This window comes from Lysobacter koreensis (assembly GCF_042677045.1).
In the GTDB taxonomy this organism is placed as follows: domain Bacteria; phylum Pseudomonadota; class Gammaproteobacteria; order Xanthomonadales; family Xanthomonadaceae; genus Lysobacter_K; species Lysobacter_K koreensis.
In genome coordinates this window covers 589,740-614,715 of record NZ_JBHTIH010000003.1, presented here as the reverse complement: position 1 = coordinate 614,715, position 24,976 = coordinate 589,740, and the positions used below count along the sequence as shown (strand labels likewise).

The 24,976-nt window shown below is 69.5% G+C and carries 23 protein-coding genes and 1 tRNA gene; 11 read left to right on the top strand and 13 right to left on the bottom strand.

The features are described from left to right. Positions 1-51: 51 nt before the first annotated feature. The 6 genes from ACFQZQ_RS08155 to ACFQZQ_RS08130 all read right to left on the bottom strand — a co-directional run bounded on the left by ACFQZQ_RS08155 (position 52) and on the right by ACFQZQ_RS08130 (position 5,978). Positions 52-1,386, bottom strand: coding sequence for a sensor histidine kinase (locus ACFQZQ_RS08155; RefSeq protein WP_386812252.1), 1,335 nt, complete (start codon positions 1,384-1,386; stop codon positions 52-54). After that, the gene (locus tag ACFQZQ_RS08150) at positions 1,387-2,109 is read right to left on the bottom strand and encodes a response regulator transcription factor (RefSeq protein WP_386812251.1); all 723 of its coding nucleotides are present in this window, start codon (positions 2,107-2,109) and stop codon (positions 1,387-1,389) included. Positions 2,110-2,541: 432 nt separating this feature from the next. Then, a complete protein-coding gene (gene rimK, locus ACFQZQ_RS08145) occupies positions 2,542-3,468 on the bottom strand; it encodes a 30S ribosomal protein S6--L-glutamate ligase (protein WP_386812250.1) in 927 nt (308 codons plus the stop codon). Continuing rightward, entirely contained in the window at positions 3,465-3,908 is a 444-nt protein-coding gene (locus ACFQZQ_RS08140) for an ATP-dependent zinc protease family protein (RefSeq protein WP_386812249.1), read from the bottom strand. Before ACFQZQ_RS08140 ends, rimK begins: the two co-directional genes overlap by 4 nt. A 111-nt stretch (positions 3,909-4,019) precedes the next feature. Beyond that, positions 4,020-4,093: transfer RNA gene (locus ACFQZQ_RS08135), tRNA-Gly, on the bottom strand. Between the two features lie 73 nt (positions 4,094-4,166). Further along, positions 4,167-5,978 (bottom strand): autotransporter domain-containing protein, encoded by a 1,812-nt coding sequence (locus tag ACFQZQ_RS08130; protein WP_386812574.1) that lies wholly within the window; start codon positions 5,976-5,978, stop codon positions 4,167-4,169. Between the two features lie 224 nt (positions 5,979-6,202). Here ACFQZQ_RS08130 and thiS point away from each other — a divergent pair, with 224 nt between their 5' ends. The 4 genes from thiS (at position 6,203) to ACFQZQ_RS08110 (ending at position 10,070) form a co-directional block, all read left to right on the top strand. Further along, positions 6,203-6,403: a sulfur carrier protein ThiS gene (thiS, locus tag ACFQZQ_RS08125; RefSeq protein WP_386812573.1), complete on the top strand. Its 201-nt coding sequence runs from the start codon at positions 6,203-6,205 to the stop codon at positions 6,401-6,403. A gap of 244 nt (positions 6,404-6,647) precedes the next feature. After that, entirely contained in the window at positions 6,648-7,457 is an 810-nt protein-coding gene (locus ACFQZQ_RS08120) for a thiazole synthase (protein ID WP_386812248.1), read from the top strand. A 3-nt stretch (positions 7,458-7,460) separates the two neighbouring features. Next, the gene (gene trmB, locus ACFQZQ_RS08115) at positions 7,461-8,210 is read left to right on the top strand and encodes a tRNA (guanosine(46)-N7)-methyltransferase TrmB (RefSeq protein ID WP_386812247.1); all 750 of its coding nucleotides are present in this window, start codon (positions 7,461-7,463) and stop codon (positions 8,208-8,210) included. Positions 8,211-8,231: 21 nt separating this feature from the next. Continuing rightward, on the top strand, positions 8,232-10,070 hold the full coding sequence (locus ACFQZQ_RS08110) for an SLC13 family permease (protein WP_386812246.1): 1,839 nt from the start codon (positions 8,232-8,234) through the stop codon (positions 10,068-10,070). 160 nt (positions 10,071-10,230) lie between these two features. Here ACFQZQ_RS08110 and ACFQZQ_RS08105 read toward each other — a convergent pair whose 3' ends face one another. Continuing rightward, the gene (locus ACFQZQ_RS08105) at positions 10,231-10,608 is read right to left on the bottom strand and encodes a Rieske (2Fe-2S) protein (protein ID WP_386812245.1); all 378 of its coding nucleotides are present in this window, start codon (positions 10,606-10,608) and stop codon (positions 10,231-10,233) included. A 58-nt stretch (positions 10,609-10,666) separates the two neighbouring features. Between ACFQZQ_RS08105 and ACFQZQ_RS08100 the strand changes: the two genes are divergently transcribed. The 4 genes from ACFQZQ_RS08100 (at position 10,667) to ACFQZQ_RS08085 (ending at position 13,726) form a co-directional block, all read left to right on the top strand. Further along, positions 10,667-10,960 carry a hypothetical protein gene (locus tag ACFQZQ_RS08100; RefSeq protein ID WP_386812244.1) on the top strand — a complete coding sequence of 98 codons (294 nt, stop codon included), beginning with the start codon at positions 10,667-10,669 and terminating at the stop codon, positions 10,958-10,960. Between the two features lie 11 nt (positions 10,961-10,971). After that, entirely contained in the window at positions 10,972-11,706 is a 735-nt protein-coding gene (locus tag ACFQZQ_RS08095) for a fumarylacetoacetate hydrolase family protein (RefSeq protein WP_386812243.1), read from the top strand. Positions 11,707-11,780: 74 nt separating this feature from the next. Continuing rightward, positions 11,781-12,191, top strand: a complete 411-nt coding sequence (gene mscL, locus ACFQZQ_RS08090; protein WP_386812242.1) for a large-conductance mechanosensitive channel protein MscL — start codon at positions 11,781-11,783, stop codon at positions 12,189-12,191. A 137-nt stretch (positions 12,192-12,328) separates the two neighbouring features. After that, positions 12,329-13,726 carry a M28 family peptidase gene (locus ACFQZQ_RS08085; RefSeq protein ID WP_386812241.1) on the top strand — a complete coding sequence of 466 codons (1,398 nt, stop codon included), beginning with the start codon at positions 12,329-12,331 and terminating at the stop codon, positions 13,724-13,726. A 4-nt stretch (positions 13,727-13,730) separates the two neighbouring features. On the opposite strand, the gene ACFQZQ_RS08080 is transcribed toward ACFQZQ_RS08085, so the two are convergent. From ACFQZQ_RS08080 to ACFQZQ_RS08070, 3 genes are read right to left on the bottom strand one after another with little or no spacing between them, the layout of a single operon-like run. Then, positions 13,731-14,768, bottom strand: a complete 1,038-nt coding sequence (locus ACFQZQ_RS08080; RefSeq protein ID WP_386812240.1) for a TrmH family RNA methyltransferase — start codon at positions 14,766-14,768, stop codon at positions 13,731-13,733. A gap of 38 nt (positions 14,769-14,806) precedes the next feature. Next, the gene (locus tag ACFQZQ_RS08075) at positions 14,807-17,941 is read right to left on the bottom strand and encodes an efflux RND transporter permease subunit (protein ID WP_386812239.1); all 3,135 of its coding nucleotides are present in this window, start codon (positions 17,939-17,941) and stop codon (positions 14,807-14,809) included. 4 nt (positions 17,942-17,945) lie between these two features. Then, positions 17,946-19,034 (bottom strand): efflux RND transporter periplasmic adaptor subunit, encoded by a 1,089-nt coding sequence (locus ACFQZQ_RS08070; RefSeq protein WP_386812238.1) that lies wholly within the window; start codon positions 19,032-19,034, stop codon positions 17,946-17,948. A gap of 293 nt (positions 19,035-19,327) precedes the next feature. Here ACFQZQ_RS08070 and cysK point away from each other — a divergent pair, with 293 nt between their 5' ends. Both cysK and ACFQZQ_RS08060 read left to right on the top strand, forming a co-directional pair. Further along, a complete protein-coding gene (gene cysK / locus ACFQZQ_RS08065) occupies positions 19,328-20,281 on the top strand; it encodes a cysteine synthase A (RefSeq protein WP_386812237.1) in 954 nt (317 codons plus the stop codon). 115 nt (positions 20,282-20,396) lie between these two features. Further along, complete coding sequence (locus ACFQZQ_RS08060) at positions 20,397-20,945, top strand: O-acetyl-ADP-ribose deacetylase (protein ID WP_386812572.1); 549 nt, start codon at positions 20,397-20,399, stop codon at positions 20,943-20,945. A gap of 68 nt (positions 20,946-21,013) precedes the next feature. Here ACFQZQ_RS08060 and ACFQZQ_RS08055 read toward each other — a convergent pair whose 3' ends face one another. Both ACFQZQ_RS08055 and pyk read right to left on the bottom strand, forming a co-directional pair. Further along, positions 21,014-22,024, bottom strand: a complete 1,011-nt coding sequence (locus tag ACFQZQ_RS08055; RefSeq protein ID WP_386812236.1) for a class I fructose-bisphosphate aldolase — start codon at positions 22,022-22,024, stop codon at positions 21,014-21,016. A 157-nt stretch (positions 22,025-22,181) separates the two neighbouring features. After that, positions 22,182-23,648 carry a pyruvate kinase gene (gene pyk, locus ACFQZQ_RS08050; protein WP_386812235.1) on the bottom strand — a complete coding sequence of 489 codons (1,467 nt, stop codon included), beginning with the start codon at positions 23,646-23,648 and terminating at the stop codon, positions 22,182-22,184. Between the two features lie 63 nt (positions 23,649-23,711). Here pyk and ACFQZQ_RS08045 point away from each other — a divergent pair, with 63 nt between their 5' ends. Beyond that, positions 23,712-24,326, top strand: a complete 615-nt coding sequence (locus ACFQZQ_RS08045; RefSeq protein WP_386812234.1) for a GNAT family N-acetyltransferase — start codon at positions 23,712-23,714, stop codon at positions 24,324-24,326. On the opposite strand, the gene ACFQZQ_RS08040 is transcribed toward ACFQZQ_RS08045, so the two are convergent. Then, positions 24,323-24,973 carry an HAD-IA family hydrolase gene (locus tag ACFQZQ_RS08040; protein ID WP_386812233.1) on the bottom strand — a complete coding sequence of 217 codons (651 nt, stop codon included), beginning with the start codon at positions 24,971-24,973 and terminating at the stop codon, positions 24,323-24,325. The two genes, ACFQZQ_RS08045 and ACFQZQ_RS08040, sit on opposite strands and share 4 nt — an antisense overlap. Positions 24,974-24,976 lie beyond the last annotated feature (3 nt).

The window sequence follows — 24,976 nt, the reverse complement described above, 5'->3', positions numbered from 1 at the left end:
GCTTGCGACAGACCCAACGGCGAACGCAATGGCGGCGGGCTGGAGCCCGCCCTACGCCAGCGGGCTGGCGCCGAACGACAGTGTCGCGACCACGCCGTGCTCCCGCCCCGGTTTCACCCGCACGTCCCAACCGTACAGCTCGCACAGCCGGCGCACGATCGACAGGCCGATACCGCCGCCCTGTGAATGGCCGGCATGGGTACCGCGGTAGCCGCGCTCGAACAGCTTCGCCGCATCGTCGGCGCTGAGGCCCGGGCCGGAGTCGACCACCTCCACCGACTTCGGACCCAACTGCACGACCACCGCGCCGCTCTTGGTGTACTTGACTGCGTTGCCGATCAGGTTGCCCAGCGCGACCGCGACGGCCGCCTCGGGCGCGTCGACCACCAAGCCGCGTTCGCCTTCGATGCGCAGTTCCAGCGGCTTGCCGGCCAGCTGCGCGCGATGCGCGTCGAGCAACTGCTCGGCGAGCCTGCCGACGTCGGTGGCGCCGTGGCCGCGCTCGTTGCGCGACAGCAGCAGCAGCGCGCTGATCAGGTCGGTGCACTGCTGCTCGGCGCGCTGGATGCGCAGCAGGCGGCTGCGGGTCTTCTCGTCGACCTCCGGCCGCGACAGCAGCAGCTCGACCGCGCCCTTGATCACCGCCAGCGGCGTGCGCAGCTCGTGGCTGACGTCGGCGTTGAACTCGCGGTCGCGCTGGACGACGTCGGTCAACCGCTCGGCGTAGTCATCCAGCGCCTCGGCCAGCTGGCCGACCTCGTCGTCGGGGAAATGCGACGCCAGCGCCTCGGGCTGCGAACTGCGTCCGGATTGCTTGAGACGCGTCGCCAGCTCCGACACCGGGCTCATCACGCGCGAGGCCGACCACCAGCCGACCACCAGCGACAACAGCGTGAACACGATCACCGAGGCGTAGATCGCCCGGTTGAACTGCGCCTCGCCGCGCGCGGACTGGGTCATGTCGTAGGCCAGGAAAAACCACGCCCCCGGCGTCTTGCGCACCGCCAGCTTGTACGAGAACGGATTGCCGTTGTCGTCGCCGCTGATCGTCGTGATGCCGTCGGACAACTCGTACCACTCCGGGCGGTTGATCCGCACCGACTCGAACTTGTCGGGGGTGTAGACGTAGGCGCGGATCTGGTCGACCGCGAATTCGGGGTTCTTCGGATCCTGCTCGAACTGGCGCGCCGCTTCCGAGATGTTGCGGTTCATCAGGTCTTCGACGAGCTGGTTCTCGACCCGCGAGCGCGTGTAGTTGGTCGCGTACGCGAACAGCGCGGTCAGCCCGAACCCGAGCAGCACGAACGCCAGGATGATGCGGCTGCGCAGCCGGCGCCGGATGCGCGCCTTGGACCGCGGCTGGGGGGGCGATGTCGCTGGCGGCACTTATTTGTCGCTGGTGCCGTTGGCAGTCGCGTTGGCAGTCGCCGCGGCTGGTTCCGGCACCGCAATGCGGTAGCCGATACCGTGCCGGGTCTGGATCATCAGGGTCTCGAACGGCTTGTCGACCACCGCGCGCAGGCCGTGGATATGCACCCGCAGCGAATCGGAATCGGGCAGTTCCTCGCCCCACACCCGCGTCTCCAGTTCCTGCCGGGTGACCACCGCCGGCGAGGCTTCCATCAGCGATTGCAGGATCTTCAGCGCCGTGGGGTTGAGCTGCAGCAGCTTGCCCTGGCGGCGGACTTCCAAGGTGTCGAGGTTGTATTCGAGGTCGGCGACGTTGAGCACCCGGGTCTGCACGCCGCGGCCGCGCCGCGACAGCGCGTTCAGGCGGACCTCGACTTCCTGCAGCGCGAACGGCTTGATCAGGTAGTCGTCAGCGCCCGAATCGAAGCCGGCCAGCTTGTTGTCGAGGCTGTCGCGCGCGGTCAGCATCAGTACCGGCGTCTGCTTGCGGGCCTCGTTGCGCAGCTTGCGGCAGACCTCCAGGCCGTCGAGGCCGGGCAGGTTGAGATCGAGCACGATCGCATCGAAGTCGTGGACCACCGCCAGGTGCAGGCCGGTGATGCCGTCGGCGGCGAAGTCGACGCTGTGGCCGCGGTCTTCGAGGAAATCGCCGAGATTTGCGGCGATGTCCTGGTTGTCTTCTATGACAAGGATGCGCATGGGACCTTCCTGTTTGATGGTGGTGCCAACGGCGGGCCGTGGACGCGCAAAACGCGCGTCGCGCAGATCGGCCGAGAACCGGATACACCGCGCCGATGAGTTGGACACGCGAACCGTGTTTAGGTTCTCAGTGTCGCCCGGCGGCGTGCATGTGAAAAGTGATTCTGCCTGAGCCGCGCCCGCCTCGCCCGCGGACACGACACGACACGTGCACCGAAAGCTCGCCCCGATCGACAGGCAAACAAAGACCCAAGCGCGGGGCCGCCGCGCTTGGGTCAAAAGGGTATTGCCCCGATTACCGTAACCTTGTCGCGACCCGTGATGCTGACGTGGAAGAGGCAGTGCTGCGGTGGAGCCAGAGTACGCCGCGGGCGATTAAACGCCCGTTAAAACGCTTGTTAGGAAAAAGTTAAAACCAGCCCATAGCCCTATTCAGGCTATGGCCTTCGCACGCCGACGCGCCCGCCCAACCGCCGGCTTGAGCGGCGGCAGGCTGCCAGCGACGTAGGCGATGATCTCACCGGCAACGTCGACGCCGCTGGCCTCCTCGATCCCCTCCAGTCCCGGCGAGGCGTTGACCTCCAGCACCAGCGGGCCGCGCTTGGAGCGGATCAGGTCGACGCCGGCCACGCCCAGCCCGAGCACCTGGGCGGCTCGGACCGCAACGGCTTTTTCCGCCACGCTGGCCTTGACGCCCCGCGCGGTGCCGCCCCGGTGCAGGTTCGAGCGGAAGTCGCCCTTCGGCGCCTGCCGCTTCATCGCCGCGACCACCCGGCCGCCGACCACGAAACAACGCAGGTCCGCGCCTTCGGCCTCGGCGACGAACTCCTGCACCAGGAAGTTGGCGTACAGCCCGCGCAGCGCCTCGATCACCCCGCGGGAGGCCGACGGCTTCTCGGTCAGCATCACCCCGGCGCCCTGGGTGCCTTCGTTGAGCTTGATCACATGCGGCGGCGGGCCGAGCATCGACAGCAGGTCGACGGTGTCGTCGGGGTTGTCGCCGAACACCGTCGCCGGCATGCCGATGCCCTGGGCCGCCAGCAGCTGGTGGCAACGCAGCTTGTCGCGGGCCTTGAGGATCGCGTCGGAGGAGTTCGGGCTGAAGCTGTCCATCAACTCGAACTGGCGCAGCACCGCGGTGCCATAGCGGGTGACCGAGGCGCCGACGCGCGGGATCACCGCGTCGTAGCCGGAGATCGGCCGGCCCTTGTAGTGCATCGTGAAGCCGTCGCTGGCGATGCGCATGTAGCAGCGCAACGGGTCGAGCACGCGCACGCTGTGGTGCTGCTCGCGGGCGGCCTCGACCAGGCGCCGGGTCGAGTAGAGCTTGGAGTTGCGCGAAAGGATCGCCAGTTTCATGCCGGGGGGTTCACTGGTGGAGTGCGGCCGTGGAGAAAGGAGCGTGCCGGATCGACCGTGAACGCGCGCGCGATCGCGGTGCGGCCCAGCAGCATCGGGAACAGCATGCCGCGCCGATCGGACAGGTTTATTTCGATCTCGCGCTCGATGCCGGCCAGCTGCATGCCGGTGCGCAGGAACACCCGGCGGGTGCGGTGGCCACCCGAGTCGGTGACGTCGCGCTCGTCGAACACCGGCGCGGCCGCCTCGATCGCGCGGCTGCCGTCGGGGCTCAAGCGGAACCCGACCCACGGTGCCCCGCCCTCACGGAATCTCCATTGCGCGTCGACATGCAACGCCGAGCTGCGCGCGCCGGTATCGACCTTGGCGCGCACCGCCGCGATTCCGAGGCCGGGCAACGCCGCCCACTCCCGCCATCCGAGCACGATCCTGGTGGCCATCGCGCCTCCGCACGTGGATGCCGCTGGCTAGCGGCAGACCGGCCGGTACAGGCCGGCCCGGGTTCGAAATCAAAAACGGCGACCGTGGATAACGGCCGCCGTCGGAAGTGCTGGAGCGGGTGAAGGGAATCGAACCCTCGTCAGTTGCTTGGGAAGCAACAGCTCTACCATTGAGCTACACCCGCGAGGCGCAAAGTCTATGCCCCACGCGCGTGGCTTGGCAACGCGACGCCGCGTGCGGCGTCGCGTCGTGGCGGCTCAGAAGCCGGTGCTGACGGTGGCGAACACCGTCGCGTGGTTGCCGTCCTTCTGGCCGACGGTGACGCTGGTGCCCAGGTTGGCGTCGAGCCCGAACAGCTGGGTGCGCGCGCCGAACAGCACGGTGCCGTAGCTGTGGTCGAACTCGAGGCCCGGCACCGCGTACCGCGCGCTGTTCGGCATCGACTGCAGCTGCGCGAACGCTTCCTCCGCCGAGTCCTCGAACTCGCGGTCGACGGTCAGGCGCGCGTACGGCCGCAGGTGCTCGTGGATGGCGTAGCTGAGCTGCCAGCCGGCGCTGCCGATCAGCGAGTCGAAGGTCTGGTCGGGATAGGCCAGCGAGGTCGACAGCTGCGGCTCGCTTTCGGCGTAGCCGTCGATGTCGATCTTCTGCGCGAGCACGCCGAGCACCGGGCCGTGCCGGAACGCGCCGTCGCCGAATTCCCAACCGCCGTTGACGCCGACGCTGAGGTTGTTGCCGTCCGGCGAGCCCGAATGGGTGCGCGTGGTGCTACCGAGCTGGACCGTGCGGTCGATGTCGAAGCTCAGCTGGCTGTAGCTGAGCTGGCCGTTGACCCAGGCATTGCCGCCGTACCAGCCGGCAAAGCCACCCACGGTGCCTTCGTCCTGGTCGAAGCTGCCGCCGCGGCGGCCCCAGTCGAGCTGCTGGCGGCCGTAACCGCCGAACGCGCCGAACACGAAGTTGCCGCGGCTCCAGTCGATGCCGACCGTCAGCGCCGGCCCCTTCTCGCCGTCGTAGTGGTCGCCGTGGCCATAGCGCTGGAAGTCCGCGCGCACGTCCGACCACAGGCGCGTGCCATCGGCCGCGGGCTTGCCGGAGTGCGCGCTGACGCGCTCGGCACGCGCGCGGCCGGCCATCGCCGCCGAGTTCGGCAGCACCGCGATCTGGCGCGGGGCTTCGAGGATGGACACCGCATAGTCGGCGATCACCGCATGCGCCTTCGACGACGGATGCACGCCGTCGGCGAACGCGTAGGTGTCCGGTGCGTTCGGGGTGACGTAAGTGGCCGGGTTGCAGGTCAGCGACTGCGCGGTGATTTGCGGCTGGCACGCGGTGCCGGTCACGTTGCCGAAGCCGTAGGCCGCCGGGCTGGCGACGATCTCCTGCAGCAGGTGGAACGTATCCAGCGGGATCACACGCAAGCCGGCGCTGGCCAAGCCGCCGAACAGCGCGGTGTTATAGGTCGTGGCCAATTGCGTGGCGGTCGCCGACGCCACCGCGCCTTGGGCGCGGAACGAGGGGGTCAAGCCCAGGTCGGGGACGGTCGGCACCAGCACGTACTGCGCACCAGCGCCCTGCAAGGTGCCGACGATGCCGACCTGCGCGGTCACCGCCGCGCCGATCGTCGCCTGCGCCGGCGCGCCGCCCGCAACCGCGAACAGGTCGTTAGCGCCGCCCCACACGGTGTACAGCGCGTTCGGATCGGCGCGACCACCGGTGCTGGCCAGGTAGCTGTTCACCTGCGTGGCCAGCGACGGCACCGGCACGGTTACGCCGGGCGCCAATGTCGCCGAACTGTTGGTACCCACACGCGCGCCGCCGACGGCGTAGTTGGTCCCGCCCTGGTTGGCGCTGAGCGCGGCGGTGTCGTAGAAATCGGCCAGGTATTCCGACCACACCAGCCCTGGGTTGGTGGTGAACTTGCCGAGCACCGCCGCCTGCGGCCCGGCAATCTGCACCAGGGTCGGGCGGAAATGACCCGCGTCGGTCAGGCTGTCGCCGAAGAACACGGTCTGCGAATAGGTTTGCGCGAGGGCCGGCGCGGCGGCGAGCGCCAGGGCGGCGGCCAAGGCGGTGCGAACAAGTTTCATGCGTGTTTTTTCCCCGGTGATGGAAACGATGGCGGCAGGCGTCGAGCCGCGATGGATGTCCGCGCGTACGCCGGCGGATGGGCCGCATCGAAACACGGGCCGTTGCCACACACAAGCCGCGCCGCCGCATGGCCGCCCCGCGGCGCATTGCCAGCCACGGCGCTCGACTGGCCCCGGTCGCCGTCGAAAGCGACAATACGGGCATGGACATCCTGCTCAATGGCGAACGACGCCAGCTCGCCCCGCCCACCACCGTGGCGCAGCTGCTGCACGCCGAAGGCCTGGCCGAACGGCGCGTCGCGGTCGAGGTCAACGGCCAGATCGTCCCGCGCAGTCGCCACGAGCAGCACGCGTTGGCCGCCGGCGACCGCATCGAGATCGTCCACGCGCTGGGCGGTGGGTGAGCTGACGCTGCTTGCAATCGTCCGGGGGACGATTGCGCGTCGGCGAACGCCCGGTCGAAAGACCGGGCCGGACTGAGCTGAGCCGGTTTCGCGATGCCTTGAAGGGCATCGCGAGGCGAGGCGAACGGCCGCGGATGGACCGCGGCCTGGAGCGACTTGGTGAGCGCACGACGCGCGAACCTAGTCGCCTCGGTCCGTCTCCGCGCCATCCATCCGACAGGCGATCGGGTGCGATAATCCCCGCATGACCGCACCCAATCTCCTCGACGCGCGCGCTTCCGACCCACTCATCATCGCCGGCAAGCCGTACGCCTCGCGCCTGCTTACCGGCACCGGCAAGTTCACCGGCCTCGAGCAGACCCGCTTGGCCACTGAGGCCGCCGGCGCGCAGATCGTCACCGTTGCGATCCGCCGCTCCAACATCGGCCAGAACCCCGGCGAGCCGAACCTGCTCGACGTGCTGCCGCCGGACCGCTACACGATCCTGCCCAACACCGCCGGCTGCTACACCGCCGACGATGCGGTGCGCACCTGCCGGTTGGCGCGCGAACTGCTCGACGGCCACAACCTGGTCAAGCTCGAGGTGCTCGGCGACCAGCGCACGCTGTTCCCGGACGTGGTGCAGACCCTGGCCGCCGCCGAGATCCTCGTGCGCGACGGCTTCGAGGTGATGGTCTACACCTCCGACGACCCGCTGCTGGCCAAGCGTCTGGAAGAGATCGGCTGCGTCGCGGTGATGCCGCTGGCGGCGCCGATCGGCTCCGGGTTGGGGATCCAGAACAAGTGGAACCTGATCGAAATCGTCGAGAACGCGAAAGTGCCGATCATCGTCGACGCCGGCGTCGGGACCGCGTCCGACGCGGCGATCGCGATGGAGCTGGGCTGCGACGGCGTGCTGATGAACACCGCGATCGCCGGCGCGCAGGACCCGGTGCTGATGGCGCACGCGATGAAGCTGGCGGTCGAGGCCGGGCGCGCCGCGTTCAAGGCCGGGCGCATCCCGCGCAAGCGTTTCGCCAGCGCCTCGTCGCCGGTCGATGGCCTGATCGGCTAGGCGATGACGGATCCCTTCTCCAGCGACGGCGCCAAGACCCCGCCCAAACCCTTCACCATCGAGGAAGGCCACCGCAAGGTGCGCAGCTTCGTGCTGCGACAGGGACGCTTCACCCCGGCGCAGCAGCGCGCGTTCGACGAACTGTGGCCGCGCTTCGGCCTGGATTACACCGCTGGTAGCGGCCGCGGCACGCCGCGCGACTTCGATGCCGCGTTCGGCCGCCACGCCCCGCGCGTGCTGGAGATTGGTTTTGGCAACGGCGAGGCGCTGCGCTTTGCGGCGCAGCACGACCACGCGCGCGACCTGATCGGCATCGAGGTGCACGCGCCCGGCGTGGGTCGCTTGCTCAACGCGCTGGCGCAGGACGGCAGCGACCATGTGCGCCTGTACCACCACGACGCGGTCGAGGTGCTGACCCACGAGGTCGCCGACGCCAGCCTCGACGAGGTGCGCATCTACTTCCCCGACCCGTGGCACAAGAAGCGCCACAACAAGCGCCGGCTGGTGCAGCCGGAGTTCGCGAACCTGATCGTGCGCAAACTCGCCGCCGGTGGCCGCTTGCACCTCGCCACCGATTGGCAGGACTATGCCGAACAGATGTGGGACGTGCTCGATGCGACCGCAGGCCTCGTCAACCGCGCAGGCCCGCGCGGCTGCGTGCCACGGCCGGAGTGGCGCCCGCAGACGCATTTCGAGACACGCGGCCAGAAACTCGGCCACGGCGTCTGGGATCTTCTGTACGACCGCACCTAACGAGCAAGCACCCGCCCCGGCATGGATACCGCGCTGACGCTCACCACCGACATGAAGCTCGTCCTCGGGCTGGTGGGCTTCACGATGGCGATGTTCCTGTTCGAGCGCATCCGCGCCGACGTGGTCGCGCTGGTGGTGTTGGTGCTGCTCGGCCTGTCCGGGCTGGTCGACCCCGACGAACTGTTCAACGGCTTCTCCGGCAACGCGGTGATGAGCGTCATTGCGACCATGATCCTGGGCGCCGGGCTCGACCGCACCGGCGCGCTGAACCGCCTGGCCGGCTGGCTGCTGCGGCGCGCGCACGGGGTCGAGCAACGCCTGCTGCTGCTGACCACCGCCGTGGCCGGCCTCAATTCCTCGTTCATGCAGAACCCGTCGGTGATGGCGCTGTACATGCCGGTCGCCTCGCGGCTCTCGTCGCGCACCGGCCTGTCGCTGCCGCGATTGCTGCTGCCGATCGCCGCGGCGATCGTGATGGGTGGGTCATTGACCATGGTCGGCAACTCGCCGCTGATCCTGCTCAACGACCTGCTGATGGCGGCCAACAGCAACCTGCCTTCGGGCGCGGCCACGCTGGAACCTCTGAAGATGTTCGCGCCGTTGCCGATCGGCATCGTGTTGCTGCTGGCGTCGCTGGGGTACTTCCACTTCTTCGGCGACAAGCGGCTGCGCGACGACGACGGCAAGGGCGTGACCCCGGCGCGCACCCAGAGCTACTTCGCTAAGGCCTACGGCATCGACGGCGACGTCTACGAGCTGACCGTCACCGCCGACAGCCCGCTGGTCGGCATGTCGCTGGGCGAGGCCGAGGCCCTGCACGGCGCGCCGTTGCTGCTCGCCCTGAAGACCGGCGACGAATCGCGGCTGGCGCCGCCGGCCGACGCGCGCATCTGGGTCGGCAGCGTGCTCGGCGCGATGGGGCCGAAGCAGCAGGTCGGCGACTTCGCCCAGAACCAGTTCCTGCGCCTGAGCTCGCGGCTGCGGATCTTCGGCGACCTGTTCAACCCCAGCCGCGCCGGCATTTCCGAGGCGGTGGTGCCGGCGACCTCGAAATTCATCGGCAAGACCGGCACCGACCTGCAGTTGCGCAAGCAGTTCGGCCTGAGCCTGCTGGCGGTCAACCGCGACAAGACCGTGCACCGCGAGAACGTGCGCGACGTCGCCCTGCGCGCGGGCGACATGCTGGTGTTCCACAGCATCTGGACCGACCTGGCCGAGGCCGCCGAGAGCCGCGACCTGGTGGTGGTCACCGACTATCCCAAGGGCGAGCAGCGCCCGCACAAGCTCAAGCTGGCGCTGACGATCTTCGTGGTGGCGATGCTGCTGGCGCTGTCGTCGCGGCTGCCGGTATCGATCGCGCTGATGACCGGCGTGGCGGGCATGCTGGTGGCCGGCGTGCTCAACATCGACGAGGCTTACGCGGCGATCAACTGGAAGACCGTGTTCCTGATGGCCTGCCTGATCCCACTGGGGTGGGCTATGGATTCCAGCGGTGCGGCGGCGTGGGTAGCCGGCCACAGCATCGAGCGCCTGCCCGGCGGCACGCCGACCTGGCTGCTGGAAGTATTGATGGGCCTGCTGACAACCGCGTTCTCGCTGGTGATCGGCCACGTCGGGGCGACGATCGTGATGGTGCCGCTGGCAATCAACCTTGCGCTGGCCGCCGGCGGCAACCCGACCGCGTTCGCCCTGATCGTGGCGCTGTCGGCGTCGAACAACTTCATGACCGCGTCCAACCCGGTGATCTCGATGATCACCGGCCCGGCCGGCTACACCGGCAAGGAGCTATGGCGTATCGGCGGGCCGCTGTCGCTGGTGTACACGCTGCTCGCGGTGGCGATGGTCAACCTGATGTTTTGAGAGAGGCGGGGAATAGGCAAGGCGGGGACAGGGAACAGGGGATGCAGCGGTCGCGCGCTCGCAGTTTCCCGCGCGTATTCGGTGGAACCCAGTGCCGCTACGTTGGAACTCGATAATCAATCCACCCCGTCGCTCGGGTTCCCTGTTCCCTTCCCGCTCTTCACTCCCCGCTGTCCAGCCACACCGCCCCATCGCGCACGGTCACCGCCACCGCGCGCAGCGCTTCGCCGCGGCACGGGCCGGCCACGCATTGCCCGCCCTGCAGTTCGAAGCTCGCGCCATGTGCGGCGCACACCAGCAACCCATCCTTGCTCTTGAGGAACTGGCCCGGCGCCCAATCCAGGCGGCGACCGGCGTGCGGGCAGATGTTGAGCCAGGCGCGCACCTGGTCGCCGTCGCGGTAAAGCAGCAGCGACTCGGCGTCGCCGTCGAGGGTGACCTCGGCCTCGGCGAAACCGCCGTCCTCCAGGCGTGCCAACGCGAGCAGCGGCGCGCCCGCGCCTGCGTTTTTTAACGAAGTTCTCACAACTTCGGACATACCTGCGTCGATACTCCAACGTCCGGCGAATGGCCGCATTGTGTCACGACGACCCCGAATGATTGCCCCGACGTTCCGCTTCGACAGCCGCTTCTTCCAGTCACGCATGCGCGCCGCGTTCGAGCCGCGCAAGCCGCGCCACCGCCTGCTGCGCTTCGCGCTCGGCGTGGTCGGGTTGGGCCTGTTGGTGTTGCTGGTGATGTTCGGCGTGGTCGTCGGCGCGGCGATGCTGGTGGCCGGCCTGACCTACCGGCTGTGGTCGCGCCGCGGCAAACCCATTGCCCGCGATGCGCGCGTGGTGGACGGCGAGTACCGCGTGGTCGCCAAGCCAGCTCTGACCGGTTCGCGCTGACCCCTCCCTGCATGAACGATGTGATTCGCGCGCCGGCGCAGCCGCGCATCCCGGTGCGCGGCGCCGACGCGGATGCCGCGGCCTTCTTCCCAGTGCGCCGCATCTATTGCGTCGGCCGCAACTTCGCCGACCACGCCCGCGAGATGGGCGCCGCGGTGCCGACCTCCGCGGCCGACCGCGGCAACCCGGTGTTCTTCTGCAAGCCGGCCGATGCGCTGGTGCTCGATGGCGTAGTGCCCTACCCGCGCGGCACCCGTGACCTGCACCACGAGGTCGAACTGGTGGTCGCGCTGGGCAGCGATGCGCCAGCCGGGCTGGTCGATCCGGCCGATGCGATGGGCTTGGTGTTCGGCTACGCGATCGGCCTGGACCTCACCCGCCGCGACCTGCAGGCCGCTGCCAAGGCCAAGGGTTTGCCGTGGGACACCGGCAAGGCGTTCGACCATTCCGCACCGGTCAGCGAATTGGTGCCCGCGCGCGCCGTCGGCGACCTCGCGCCGCGCACGCTGACCTTGCAGGTCAATGGCCAGCTCCGCCAGCACGGCGCATTCGCCGACCTGGTGTGGAGCGTGCCGGAGATCCTGCACGAGCTGTCGAAGCTGTATGCGCTGCGCGCCGGCGACCTGGTGTTCATGGGCACCCCGGCCGGAGTCGCTCCGCTGCAGGTGGGCGATACCTTCACCGCCGCCCTCGATGGCGTGGTCGAATTGCAAGGCCATGTCGTTACCGAAGGCAGCATCGCCTGACTTCCCGCGACCCACCTGCAACTCAAGCTGTACCGCCGTGGCAACGTGCAGTCTTTGCAACAGGAGAGCAGCTCATGGGCATGATCAGCGAGTTCAAGGAATTCATCGCGCGCGGCAATGTCATCGACCTGGCCGTGGCGGTGGTGATCGGCGCCGCCTTCGGCAAGATCGTTACCGCGCTGGTCGACGGCATCGTCATGCCGGTGATCGCGGCCTTGACCGGCGGGGTCAGCGTCGACGACTGGAAGTACGTCGTCACCCCGCAACAGCTCGATGCGAGCGGCAAGGAGGTCGTCGCCGAACTGTCGATCAGGTACGGCCTGTTCCTGCAGTCGGTGATCGACTTCGTGCTGGTCGCATTCGTGATCTTCCTGGTGCTCAAGGCCTACAACCGCATGCGCAAGCCGGCGGCGGAAGCGCCGGCAGCGACGCCGGAGGACGTGCTGCTGCTGCGCGAGATCCGCGATTCGCTCAGGGCGCGCTAGACGCGCGACAAGCCTGATGCGGCACATCGCCGCGTGACTTGAGGCACCCCATGGCGAAGCCGCGAGTTGCTACGCTCGCGGCTTCGTCTTTTTCTGCGTGGGGCCTTGCGATGCGCGTATCAATGCTGGCTGCGGCCATGACCGTGGGCTTGGTGGCGTCAACCCTCGGCACCGCGTTCGCGGCCGCGCGCGAAACCCGCATTCCCGATGCCGCGATTGCCCGCGCCGCGCAGCTGCGCGAAACCGCGCTGGCCAGCGACCTGGGCTACCGCGTCACCGAATCGCTGACCACTGAGGTCGGCGCGCGCCTGGCCGGCAGCGAGGCCGATGCGCGCGCGGTGGCCTGGGCCCAGGCCAAGTTCCGCGAGCTGGGGTACGACAGGGTCTGGATCGAGCCGGTGAGCTTCCCGAAATGGGAACGCCGCAGCGAGAGCGCGCAGGTGCTCGGCGCCAACGCGCAGCCGCTCACGCTGACGGCGCTGGGCGGCAGTCCGGGCGGCACGGTCGAGGGCGAGGTGGTGCGCTTCGCCGACCTGGCGGCGCTGGAAGCGGCGGCGCCGGGCTCGCTGGCCGGCAAGATCGCCTTCGTCGACTACACCATGGCACGCGCGCGCGACGGCAGCGGCTACGGCGCCGGCTCGCGTATCCGCAGCCGCGGCCCGTCGGCGGCGATCCGCGCCGGTGCGGCCGGCTACCTGATGCGTTCGGCCGGCACCGGTTCGCACCGCAACCCCCACACCGGCATCACCCGCTTCGACGACGGCCTGACGCCGATACCCTCGGCCGCGCTGTCGGTGCCCGATGCGCAGCAGCTCACCCGCCTGCTCGCGCTGCGCCCGCAACGCGTGCGCGTGGCGCTGGATTGCGGCTGGGATGGCACCGCCACCTCGCACAACGTGATCGGCGAGATCCGCGGCTCGAAGTTGCCCCACGAAGTGGTGCTGATCGGCGGTCACCTCGATTCCTGGGACCTGGGCACCGGCGCGATCGACGACGGCGCCGGGGTCGGCCTGACCATGGCCGCGGGCGCGTTGATCGGAAAGATGGACAAGGCCCCGGCACGCAGCATCCGCGTGGTCGCGTTCGCCAACGAGGAACAGGGCCTGCACGGTGGCAACGCCTACGCGCGCCAACATGCCAAGGACGTGACCCGCCACCAGATCGCCGCCGAGAGCGACTTCGGCGCGGGCCGAATCTACGCGTATTCGAGTTCCGCCCCGGCCCACGCCAAGGTCGCCGACGAGCAGATCGCGCAGGCGCTGGCACCGCTGGGCATCGCGCACACGCCCGGCAAGGGCGGCCCCGGCCCCGACATCAGCCCGTTCGCGGCGCAGGGCCTGGCCTGGGCGCGGCTGGCGCAGGACGGCACCGACTACTTCGACCTGCACCACACCCCGGACGACACTTTCGACAAGATCGACCCGCAGGCGCTGGCGCAGAACGTGGCGGCGTATGCGGTGTTCGCGTACCTGGCCGCGTCGGCGGAAGGCGGGTTCGGCAGCGCGGCGAAGCCGGTCGCGCCGCCATCCGAGTAAGCGCCTAGTTGCGCGCCTTCCACGCCGCCAGCAGCACCGCGGTCGCCGCGGCGACGTTGAGGCTCTCGACCGCGCCGCTGCCGGGAATCGACAGGCGCAGGTCGCAGGCTGCGGCCAGTTCGCGGTCCATGCCCTCGCCTTCGGCGCCGAGCACGTAGACCACGCGCTGCGGCAGTTCGGCCGCGAACAGGTCGCTGCCGCCGCGCACCACGGTCGCGGCCAGCGCGAAGCCGGCGCCGCGCAGCTGGGCGATGGCGTTGTCGGTGCGGCCCAGCCGCACCATCGGCACCGCTTCGGCGCCGCCCTCGGCCACGCGCGCGGCCGCACCCGACAGGGCCAGCGGCGAATGCTTCGGCAGCAGCACCGCGCTCACGCCGAAGTGCGCGGCCGAACGCAGGATCGCGCCGAGGTTGTGCGGGTTGCCGACGCCATCGAGCCAGATCGCGCATTGCGGGCCGGCCGGAAGTTCGCGCAGCCATCCCGACAGCGATCCGGCTTCCGCGCGCAGCACGTCGCCGACCACGCCTTCGTGGTGGGTGCTGGCGGCGAGCTTGTGCAGGTCCTCGTCGCCGACCACGCGATAACCGACGCGGTGGGCGACGCACCATTTCAGCAGCGGCTGCAGCGCCGGAATGCGGGCCTCGCTCAGGTACAACTTGCGGATCGCCTGCGGGCGCCTGGCGAACACCGCGTGCAGGGCATTGAGGCCGTAGATGCGCAGTTCGGCATTACGACGCTCCCGCGACGGCGACACCGCCGCGTCGGCATCGACGTCCACGGCCTCGTCGTAGTGCCGCGGCTCGCCCGCATGCGGCCGCGGCGAACGCGCCTCGGGCGGGGTCGGTCGCGACGGTGACGCGTGCGCTGGCCGCGGCGCGCTTTGCCGGTACGGCGACTCGCGCGGCACCGGCGGGGGCCGCGGACTAAGTTCACGCGACGCGTCATCGGCGGCACGCTCGCGCGACGTGCCTGCGAGCGATTTGGCCCACGGGTTGTCGCCGGCGATCGGCGGACGTGGCGGGCGGGAGCGGTGATCGGGCATGGCGTTCGGCTTCAGGCGATGGCGGCTGGGCGGCGAGGTCAGGCGTGACCGCCAGCTTGCGGGGTGATCGATTCGAGCTTCTCGAGTTCGTGCTTCACCGCATCGGGCGAACGCGTGTACTTCGCCAGCAGCACGTAGAACGCGGGCACCACGAACAGCGACAGCAGGGTCGAGAACGATACGCCGAAGATCACCACCACGCCGATCGTGGCGCGGCTGGCCGAGCCCGGCCCGCCGGCCAGCACCAGCGGCAGCGCGCCGACCACTGTTGCTATGGAGGTCATCAGGATCGGCCGCAGCCGCACCGCCGACGCCTCCACGATCGCGTCGTGGATGTTGCGGCCCTCGTCGCGCAGCTGGTTGGCGAACTCGACAATAAGAATCCCGTTCTTTGCCGCCAGCCCAACCAGCATCACGATCCCGATCTGGCTGAACAGGTTGAGTGTGCCGCCGGTCAAGGCCAGCCCGATCAGCGCCCCGAGCACGCCCAGCGGCACGGTAAGCATGATCACGAACGGGTGGATGAAGCTCTCGAACTGCGCCGCCAGCACCAAGTACACGATCAGCAGCGCGAGCGTGAAGGTCAGCAGGATCGCGCCGCCCGCCGCCTGGTACTCGCGCGACTCGCCCTTCCAGTCGATCTGCGCGTGCTCGGGCAATTCCTCGGCGATGACCTCGTTGGCCCAGGCGATCGCGTCGCCCATGCGGTAGCCCGGCACCAGGGCGGCGCTGATGGTGATCGCACGCAGGCGGTTGAAGCGGTTGAGGCTGCCCGGCTCGGCCAGTTCGTTGAGCGTGACCAGGTTCGACAGCGGCACCAGTCCGCCGTCGCGGGTGCGCACCTGGATCGCCGCGAGGTCGGCCGGCGTGCCGCGCCCGGCCTTGTCGGCCTGCACGATCACGTCGTACTCCTCTCCGTCCTGCACGAAGGTGGTGACGCGGCGCGAGCCCATCATCGTCTCCAGCGCCTGGCCGATGTCGGACACGCTCACGCCCAGGTCCGATGCGCGCTGGCGATCGATCTGCACGCGCATCTGCGGCCGCGTTTCCTTGTAGTCGGAGTCGACCGAGAACAGCTGCGGGTTCTGCTCCATCCGCGCCAGCAGCTTGTCGCGCCACTGCGCAAGCTCGGCGTAGTCCGGGCCGCCGAGCACGATCTGCAGCGGCTGGCCTCGGCTGCGCACCAAGCCGGTACGCACCTGCGGGTTGGCGCGCACGCCGGTCAGCTGGCCAAGCTCGCCGCGCAGGCTGTCGACGACGTCGTTGGTGCTCGCCTCGCGCTTGTCCCAGTCCTGCAGGAACACGATCACCTGGCCGGTGTGCATCTCCTCGCTGGCGCCGAAGCCGCCGGGCACGCGCGTGTTGGCGCGCTGGATGGGTTTTCCGGAGGTTTCATCGCCCTGGTGCTTGGCCAGCACCTGCTCGACCTGCTGGATCTGCTTGACGGTGTAGTCGTAGCCGGCGCCTTCCGGGCCGACCACCGAGACGAAAAACGCGCCGCGGTCCTCCGGCGGCGCGAGTTCGGACGGCACCAGCTTGAACAGGCCGAAACTCAACGCGATCGAGCCCAGCATCAGCAGCCCGAACAGCCACGGCCGGTTGACGCTGCCGTCAAGAAAGCGCCGGTAGCGCACGCCGATGCCGTCGAGCCGCGCGTTGACCCAGCGGTTGACGCGGTTGGATTTCTCCTCGCTGTGAGGGCGCACCAGCTTGGACGACATCATCGGCGTCAGGGTCAGCGCCACGAACGCCGAGATCGCCACCGCGCCGGCCAGCGCTACCGACAGCTCGCGGAACAGTCGCCCGGTGTTGCCTTCCATGAAGCCGACCGGCAGGAACACCGCGACCAGCACCGCGGTGGTTGCGATCACCGCGAACGCGACCTGCTTGGTGCCGCGCCTGGCCGCCACCAGCCGGGGTTCGCCCAGGTCGGCGCGGCGCTGGATGTTCTCCAGCACCACGATCGCGTCGTCGACCACCAAACCGATGCACAGCACCAGCGCCAGCAGCGTCATCAGGTTGATCGAGAAGCCGAAGGCGTAGAGCGGGATGAACGCGGCGACCAGGCACACCGGCACCGTCAGCGCCGGGATCAGCGCGGCGCGGAAGCTGCCCAGGAACAGCCAGATCACGATCAGCACCAGCGCGATCGCCTCGAACAGCGTCTCGTACACGCGCGCCACCGCCGATTCGATGAACACCGTGGTGTCGAACGCGACGAAGATGTTGCTGCCCGCGGGCAGCGTCGGCTGGATGCGCTCGGCTTCGGCGCGTGCAGCCAGGGCAACGTCGAGGCTGTTCGCGGTCGAGGTCTTGACGATGCCCAGGCCGATGTTCGGCTCGCCGTTGCTGCGGTAGTAGGCGCGGCGCTCGGCCGAGGCCAGTTCGACCTTGGCCACGTCGCCCAGGCGCACGACATAGCCGTCGGTACCCTTGGCCAGCGGGATCTGGGCGAAATCGGCCGGCTTCTCGTAGCCGCGCGCGACGCGCAGGGTAAAATCGCGCGCGTCGGACTCGATGCGGCCGGCCGGCAGCTCGACGTTCTCGGCGCGCAACGCGGCCTCGACCTCGTTGACGGTGATGCCGCGCGCGGCGAGCGCGTCGCGATCCAGCCAGACCCGCATCGCATAGCGCTGCTGGCCACCGATCCGCACCTGCGCGACGCCGTCGATGCTGGACAGGCGGTCGACCACGTAGCGGTCGGCGTAGTCGGTGAGCTGCAGCGTGTCCATCTGCGTGGAGCTCATGTTGAGCCACAGCACGACTTCCGAATCGCTCTCAACCTTCTCGACCTGCGGCGGGTCGGCCTCGTCGGGCAGGCGGTTGCTGACGCGGCTGACCGCATCGCGCACGTCGTTGGCGGCGGCCTCGATCTCGCGCGCGAGGGTGAACTCGATGCTGATCGAGGAACGGCCGTTGACGCTGCGCGACTCGATCGTCTCGATGCCCTCGATGCCCGACAACGCGTCCTCCAGCACCTGGGTGATGCGGGTCTCGACCACCGCCGCCGAGGCGCCTGGGTAGCTGACATCGACCGACACCACCGGCGGGTCGATCGCCGGCAGCTCGCGCAGGGTCAGGCGCGAGAACGCCATCACCCCGAGCACGATCAGCAGCAGGCTCATCACGGTGGCGAACACCGGGCGCTTGATCGAGAGGTCGGAGATGTTCATGGCGTCAGCCGCGCTTGGCGCCGGACTTCGCCGCCGCGGCGGGCTTCGCACCGCCCTCGATGATCTTGCTGCCCGGGCGCAGCTTGCCGGTGCCGTCGATGACGATCTTGTCGCCCGCCTTCAGTCCCTCCAGGACCTCGGCCAGGCCGTCGCGGCGCGTGCCGATCCTGACGTCGGCGCGCTCGACGCTGCCGTCGCCCTTGACCTTGAACACGTACGAGTCGTTGCCCACCTGCACCACCGCGATTTCCGGCAGCAGCAGCGCCTGCCGCTCCGGCCGCGACAGCGTCACCTGCAGCAGCATGCCCGGGCGCAGCGCGCGGTCGGTGTTGGCGAAATCGCCGCGCACGGTCAGTGCCCGCGTGGCTTCGTCGATGCGGGCGTCGATGGTGCTGACGGTGCCGTCGAATGTACGCCCGGGGTACGCGGCGCTGCTACCGGCCAGTTGCTGGCCCGGCGCGATGTTGGCAAGCAGGGCCTCCGGAACCGGGAAGTCGACGAACACGCGCGCGGTGTCGTCGAGGGTCGCGATCGCGGTGCCCGGCGTGACCAGCGAACCGGGGCTGACCTGGCGCAGGCCGAGCACGCCGGCGAACGGCGCGCGGATGGTGCGGTCGCCGATCTCGGCCCGCATCTGCGCAACCCGCGCGCGCGCGGCATCGCGGGTGGCGCGCTGGGTGTCGAGCTGCGAGCGGGCAATCAGCTGCTGCGCGGCTAGCTCGCTCTGGCGCCGGTACAGGCGGTCGGCCTCGTTCGCCGACGCCTGTGCCTCGACCAGCGCGGCCTGCTGCGCCTGCCCGCTCAGGGTGATCAGCGGCGCGCCGGCCGCGACCACGTCGCCGCTGTCGAAGTGCACGCGCTGCACGGTCTCGCTGACCTTGGCGGTGACCGTCACCGACTCGCGCGCCTTGACCGTGCCCAGCGCCTGCACGGTGTCGCTCCAGGCCTGCGGCCGCAGCAGCGCGGTGGTCACCGGCACCGGCCGATCGCCGCCGGCCTGCCGTGGCGCCGCCTCGTTGCCGCAGCCGGCCAGCCCCAGCACCCCAGCCAGCACCAGCAGGAGGGCGGCGGGGCGGGCGGTCGGAATTCGCATGCGTTCTAGGCTCGGCAAGGGGAACAGGGCCAGCAGTCTAGCCGTCCGCAGGTAACGGCCACGTGCGGCTTTGGTTGACCGGCGAGCTTGCGGGCCTTTCCGGCAAAGCCCATGCCCCCGCGCGGCAAGAACGCCGGTTGCAGCAAGGCAAGCTGGGCGAAGGCCGGCTGCACGAACGCGTGTTGCGGCACGACTCGACAGCGGCCGCTTGCCGGGCGCACTCTGCGGTTCCGGCGTGCCTGGCTCGCGGGCACGCCGCGCCGATCTTCCGTCCCCCGCCGGAGTCCGCCCGCATGATCCACGACAGCATCCTCGACACCATCGGCCACACCCCGGTCGTGCGCCTGCAGCGCCTCGCCCCGGCGCGCGTCACGCTGTACGCCAAGGTCGAATCGTTCAATCCCGGCGGCTCGGTCAAGGACCGCCTCGCGATCGCGATCATCCTCGACGCCGAAGCAAAAGGCTTGCTCAAGCCCGGCGATACCGTGGTCGAGGCGACCTCGGGCAACACCGGCGTCGCCCTGGCAATGGTCTGCGCCGCGCGCGGCTACAAGTTCGTCGCGACCATGTCGGAGACGTTCTCGATCGAGCGCCGCAAGCTGATGCGCGCGTACGGGGCCAAGGTGATCCTGACCCCCGCGGCCGAACGCGGCAGCGGCATGGTGCGGCGCGCTGAGGCACTGGCGAAGCAGCACGGCTGGTTCCTCGCCCGCCAGTTCGCCAACCCGGCCAACCCGGCCTACCACCGGCAGACGACCGCCGCGGAGATCCTGCGCGACTTCGCCGGCCGCCGGCTCGACCACTTCGTCACCGGTTGGGGCACCGGCGGCACCCTGACCGGGGTCGGCGAGGTGCTGAAGGTCGCGCGCCCGGAAGTGCGGGTGACCACCTGCGAGCCCGCCGGCGCCGCGCTGCTCAGCGGCAACGAATTCGTGCCGCACAAGATCCAGGGCTGGACCCCGGACTTCATTCCCGAGGTGCTCAACCGCGACGCCGCCGACGCGATCGTGCTGGTCGACGACGTGCTCGCGCGCGACACCGCGCGCCGGCTGGCCAGCGAGGAAGGCGTCTTCGTCGGCATCTCCGCCGGCGCCACGGTCGCGGCCGCACTCGAGGTCGCCAAGGCCGCAAACGACGGCGACGTGATCCTGGCGATGCTGCCCGACACCGGCGAGCGCTACCTCAGCACCTTCCTGTTCGAGGGCGTCAACGAAGGTTCCGATGACGAGTGGCTGGCCGGGTTGTAGCCGCATCGCCGTAAGCCTTGTCATCCGGCCCTGCAGCCGCCGCCCCGCGTCGACGGGATAGGGACATCGCGTGCGATCCGACCACTACCCTCCTTCCCCCGCCCGGTTCGGTTCGATCGCATCGGACGACGCGCCGCAGCGGTCGCGGATCGAGGTCGTGCAGGCGAGCATCACCACGCTCGCGGTCGATGCCCTCGTCAATGCCGCCAACGAGTCGCTGCTGGGCGGTGGCGGTGTCGACGCTGCGATCCACCGCGGGGCCGGCGCCAAGTTGCTCGCCGAATGCCGGGCCTTGCCGGAAATCCGGCCCGGGGTGCGCTGCCCGACCGGCGAGGCGCGCCTCACCGGTGGCCACCGCCTGCATGCGCCGCACGTCATCCACGCCGTCGGCCCGGTCTGGCGCGGCGGCGACAGCGGCGAAGCCGAGCTGCTGGCCAGCTGCTACCACGCCAGCCTGCAGCTGGCGGCCGACAAGCGACTGGCGTCGATCGCATTCCCGGCGATCAGTTGCGGGGCTTACGGCTATCCGCCCGAACAGGCGGTGCCGCTCGCGGTCGAGGAAGTGCGCGCCTGGCAAGCGGAGAACGCGCTGCCGCAGCGGGTGATCTTCTGCTGCTTCGATGCCGCGATGGCCGAGCTTTACCGGCAAGAGCTGGCCGGCTGACCAAAAAAAACGCCGGCACGGAGCCGGCGTTCTTTCTGCTTCTCCCGTCGGGAGAGGGCTTTGGTGGCTTACGCCGCCGACTGCCACTGCCCCAGCGCCGCCAGGCCGTTGTCGCGCGCGCGCGCAAACACGGTCTGCTGCGCCTTGGCGACGTTGTTGACCAGGTCCTGCGACCACAGCTTCAGCGCCGCGGACTGCATCGCGCGTCCGTACGAGAACGACAGCGGCCATGGGTGCGGGCCGGCCAGGTTCATCGCGTTGAGGTGCGCGGTCGCGTCCTCGTCGGACTGGCCGCCCGACAGGAACACGATGCCCGGCAGCGTCGCCGGCACGGTCGACTTGAGCACCTGCAGCGTGGCCGCGGCGACTTCCTCGACGCTGGCCTTCTCGCCGCTGTGGGTGCCCGGCAGCACCATCGACGCCTTCAGGATCGTGCCCTCGAGCACCACGTTGTGCTCGTACAGCGAACCGAACAGCGAGCGCAGCACGACCTCGGTCACCTCGAAGCAGGTGTCGATGTCGTGGCTGCCGTCCATGATCACTTCCGGCTCCACCATCGGCACCAGGCCCTGCTCCTGGCACAGCGCGGCGTAGCGCGCCAACGCGTGGCTGTTGGCCTCGATGCAGGTGCCCGACGGGATGTCGTCGCCGATGTTGATCACCGCGCGCCACTTGGCGAAGCGCGCACCGAGCTTGTAGTACTCGGCCAGGCGATCGCGCAGGCCGTCGAGGCCCTCGGTCACCACTTCGCCCGGGCAACCGGCCAGCGGCTGCGGGCCCTTGTCGACCTTGATGCCCGGGATGATGCCGTTGTCTATCATCAGCTTGGTGAACGGCACGCCGGCCTTGGTCGACTGGCGGATGGTCTCGTCGAACAGGATCGCGCCGGAGATGTAGTCGCCCAGCTTCGGCGTGCCCAGCAGCAACTCACGGTAGGCGCGGCGGTTTTCTTCGCTGTTCTCGATGCCCACACCGGCAAAGCGCTTGGCGATGGTGGCGTTGGATTCGTCGATCGCGATGATGCCCTTGCCCGCGGCGACCATGGCCTGGGCGGTTTCGGCAAGCTGTTCGATGCTCATGGGTGTCCTGCGAGTGCGGGTGGGAAGCCGGCGATTATAGCCCGCCTCCACCGACCGAGGCCATGCGAAACAGTGGCTTACGAAACCGTAGGGCGGGTTTTAACCCGCCGCCGTTGGCCGAGCCACCCAAGCGGCGGGTTGAAACCCGCCCTACGCCTCACAACTCCCCCAGCCCCTCGGCGCAGCCGTTTGCGCCCACCTGCAACAACCGCAGCGTGTTGGTCGCGCCGTGCTGTTCCATGGTGTCGCCGCTGGTGAAGATCACGCGCTCGCCGGCGGACAGTTGGCCGGCGTCGAACAGGTGGCGGATGGTGTTGCGGGCGGCGTCGCGCGAGGCCATGCCGCGGCTGTCGAAGTCGATCGGAAACACGTCGCGGATCAGCGCCATGCGCCGGCGCGCGCCGTCGTGGCGCGAGAACGCGTAGATCGGCGCGCTCGAGCGGAACCGCGACAGGAAGCGCGCGGTGCCGCCGGACTCGGTCATCGCCACGATCGCGCCGACGCCGATGTGCTCGGATAGGAACATCGCCGCCATCGCGATCGCCTGGTCGGCGCGCTGCAGGTTGCGCGGCGCCTTCTCGAAATCGGTGTCCATCTCGAACTGGCGTTCGGCGCCCAGGCAGATGCGCGACATCGCCTCGACCGCCTTGACCGGGTATTTGCCGGCCGCGGACTCCTGCGACAGCATCACCGCGTCGGTGCCGTCGATCACCGCATTGGCCACGTCGAGCACCTCCGCGCGGGTCGGGATCGGGCTTTCGACCATGGACTGCAGCATCTGGGTGGCGGTAATCACCACCCGGTTCTGCGCCAGCGATTCGCGGATGATCTTCTTCTGCAGGCCGGGTAGTTCGGCATCGCCGATCTCCACGCCGAGGTCGCCGCGCGCGACCATCACCACGTCGCTGGCTTCCACGATCTCGACCAGGTTCTCGATCGCCTCGGCGCGTTCGATCTTCGACACCAGCGCCGCATCGCTGCCGGCGGCGCGGGCGATCGCGCGGGCGTCGTGCATGTCCTGTGCGGTGCGGCAGAACGACACGGCGATGAAGTCGACGCCGATCTGCGCGGCGACCACGATCAGTTCCTTGTCGCGCTCGGTGAGCGCGCCCAGCGACAGCCCGCCGCCTTGCTTGTTCAACCCCTTGCGGTCGGACAAGGCGCCGTCGTTGAGCACGGTGCTGATGATGCGCTCGCCTTCGACCGCATCCACGCGCAGCTGCATCATGCCGTCGTCGAGCAGCAGGGTGTCGCCGGCCTGCACGTCGCCGGGCAGGCCGAGGTAGCTGACCCCGACCTCGCGCGTCGTGCCCAAGGGCGCGTCGCTGCGCGCGACCAGGTCGAAGCGATCGCCGGCCTTGAGTTCGACCCGGCCTTCGGCGAAGCGCTCGATGCGGATCTTCGGCCCCGGCAGGTCGGCGAGGATGCCGACCTCACGACCGACGCGCAGCGCGGCCTCGCGCACCGCGTTGGCACGCGCGACCTGCGAGGCGGGATCGCCGTGCGAGAAGTTGAGGCGGACCACGTCGACCCCGGCGGTCAGCAGCGCATCGAGCACTCCCGGCACATCGGTGGCCGGGCCGAGGGTGGCGAGGATCTTGGTACGGCGAAGCGGTGTCGGCATGGCAGACTTCCTAGAGTGCAATGAACGCTAGCACAGCTCCCGAGCACCCAGGATTGCCCACCCATGACGATGGCAGGCGACGACGCTGCACCCACCTCGACGCAAGACACCGCGAGCGTGCTGGATGACCTGCCGGTGCTGGACGGCGAGCGCATCCGCCTGCGCGGCTTCCGCGAAGACGACCTGCATGACCTGTATGCGGTGCATTCGGACCCGCAGGTGATGCGCTACTGGAGCTTTCCGGCGTGGACGGAGCTGGCGCAGGCGCAGGACCGCCTCGCCAACGCGATGTCGGGCCGCGATCCCCGGCGGTTGCTGTGCTGGGCGATCGCCGAGCGCGGCGACGACCGCCTGGTCGGCGGCGTGACCCTGTTCTCGATCGACCGCGCCCAGGGACGCGCCGAGGTCGGCTATTCGTTGCGCTCCGACCGCTGGGGCCGCGGGCTCGCGCGGGAGGCGCTGCAACTGGCACTGGCCCACGCGTTCGACGGACTGGGACTGCGCCGCGTCGAGGCCGACGTCGACCCGCGCAACGCCGCCTCGTGCGCACTGGTCGAACGTTTTGGCTTCGTGCGCGAAGGATTGCTGCGCGAGCGCTGGCTGGTGGCTGGCGAGCTGCAGGATTCGGCGATCTATGGCCTGCTCGCGCGCGACTGGCGCGCGCGCCAGGGCGGCTAGGCGGCCAGCAACACCGGCAGTTCCGCGGGCGCGGCCGCCAGATGGTCGGCCCCGGCACCGCGCAACTCGGCCTCGCCGCCGAAACCCCACAGCACGCCGATGTTGCGCATGCCGTGGTGGCGCGCGCCGTCGATGTCCATGTGGCGGTCACCGATCATCCAGCACTCGTCCGCCTGCAAACCGAGACGTTGCAGCGCCTCGGCGATCAGCTCGGGCTTGTCGCTGAGGCGGCCATCGGCGGTGGCGCCGATCACGTCGTCGAAGCGCCGACCGAACGGCAAGTGTTCGACGATCTTGCGCGCGTGCGGCTCGTTCTTAGCGGTCACGACCGCGAGCCGGTAACCATCCGCATGCAGGGCCTCGACGGTGTCGCCGATGCCGGGATACACCTCGTGCTCGGCCCAGCCGTGGGTCTCGAAACGGTCGCGGTAGTGATCGACGGCCTGCTCGACCCGCACCGGATCGCGCAGCAGCGGCGAAAAGCTGGTGCGCAGCGACGGTCCGATCCAGCGCCGCAGCTCGTCCTGCGGCGGCACCGGGTGTGCCATCTGGGTCAACGCATGCGCGACGCAGCGGGTGATGCCGATCGCCGAATCGATCAGGGTGCCGTCGAGGTCGAAGAACAGCGTGGCGCGCGCGGGCCGCATCAC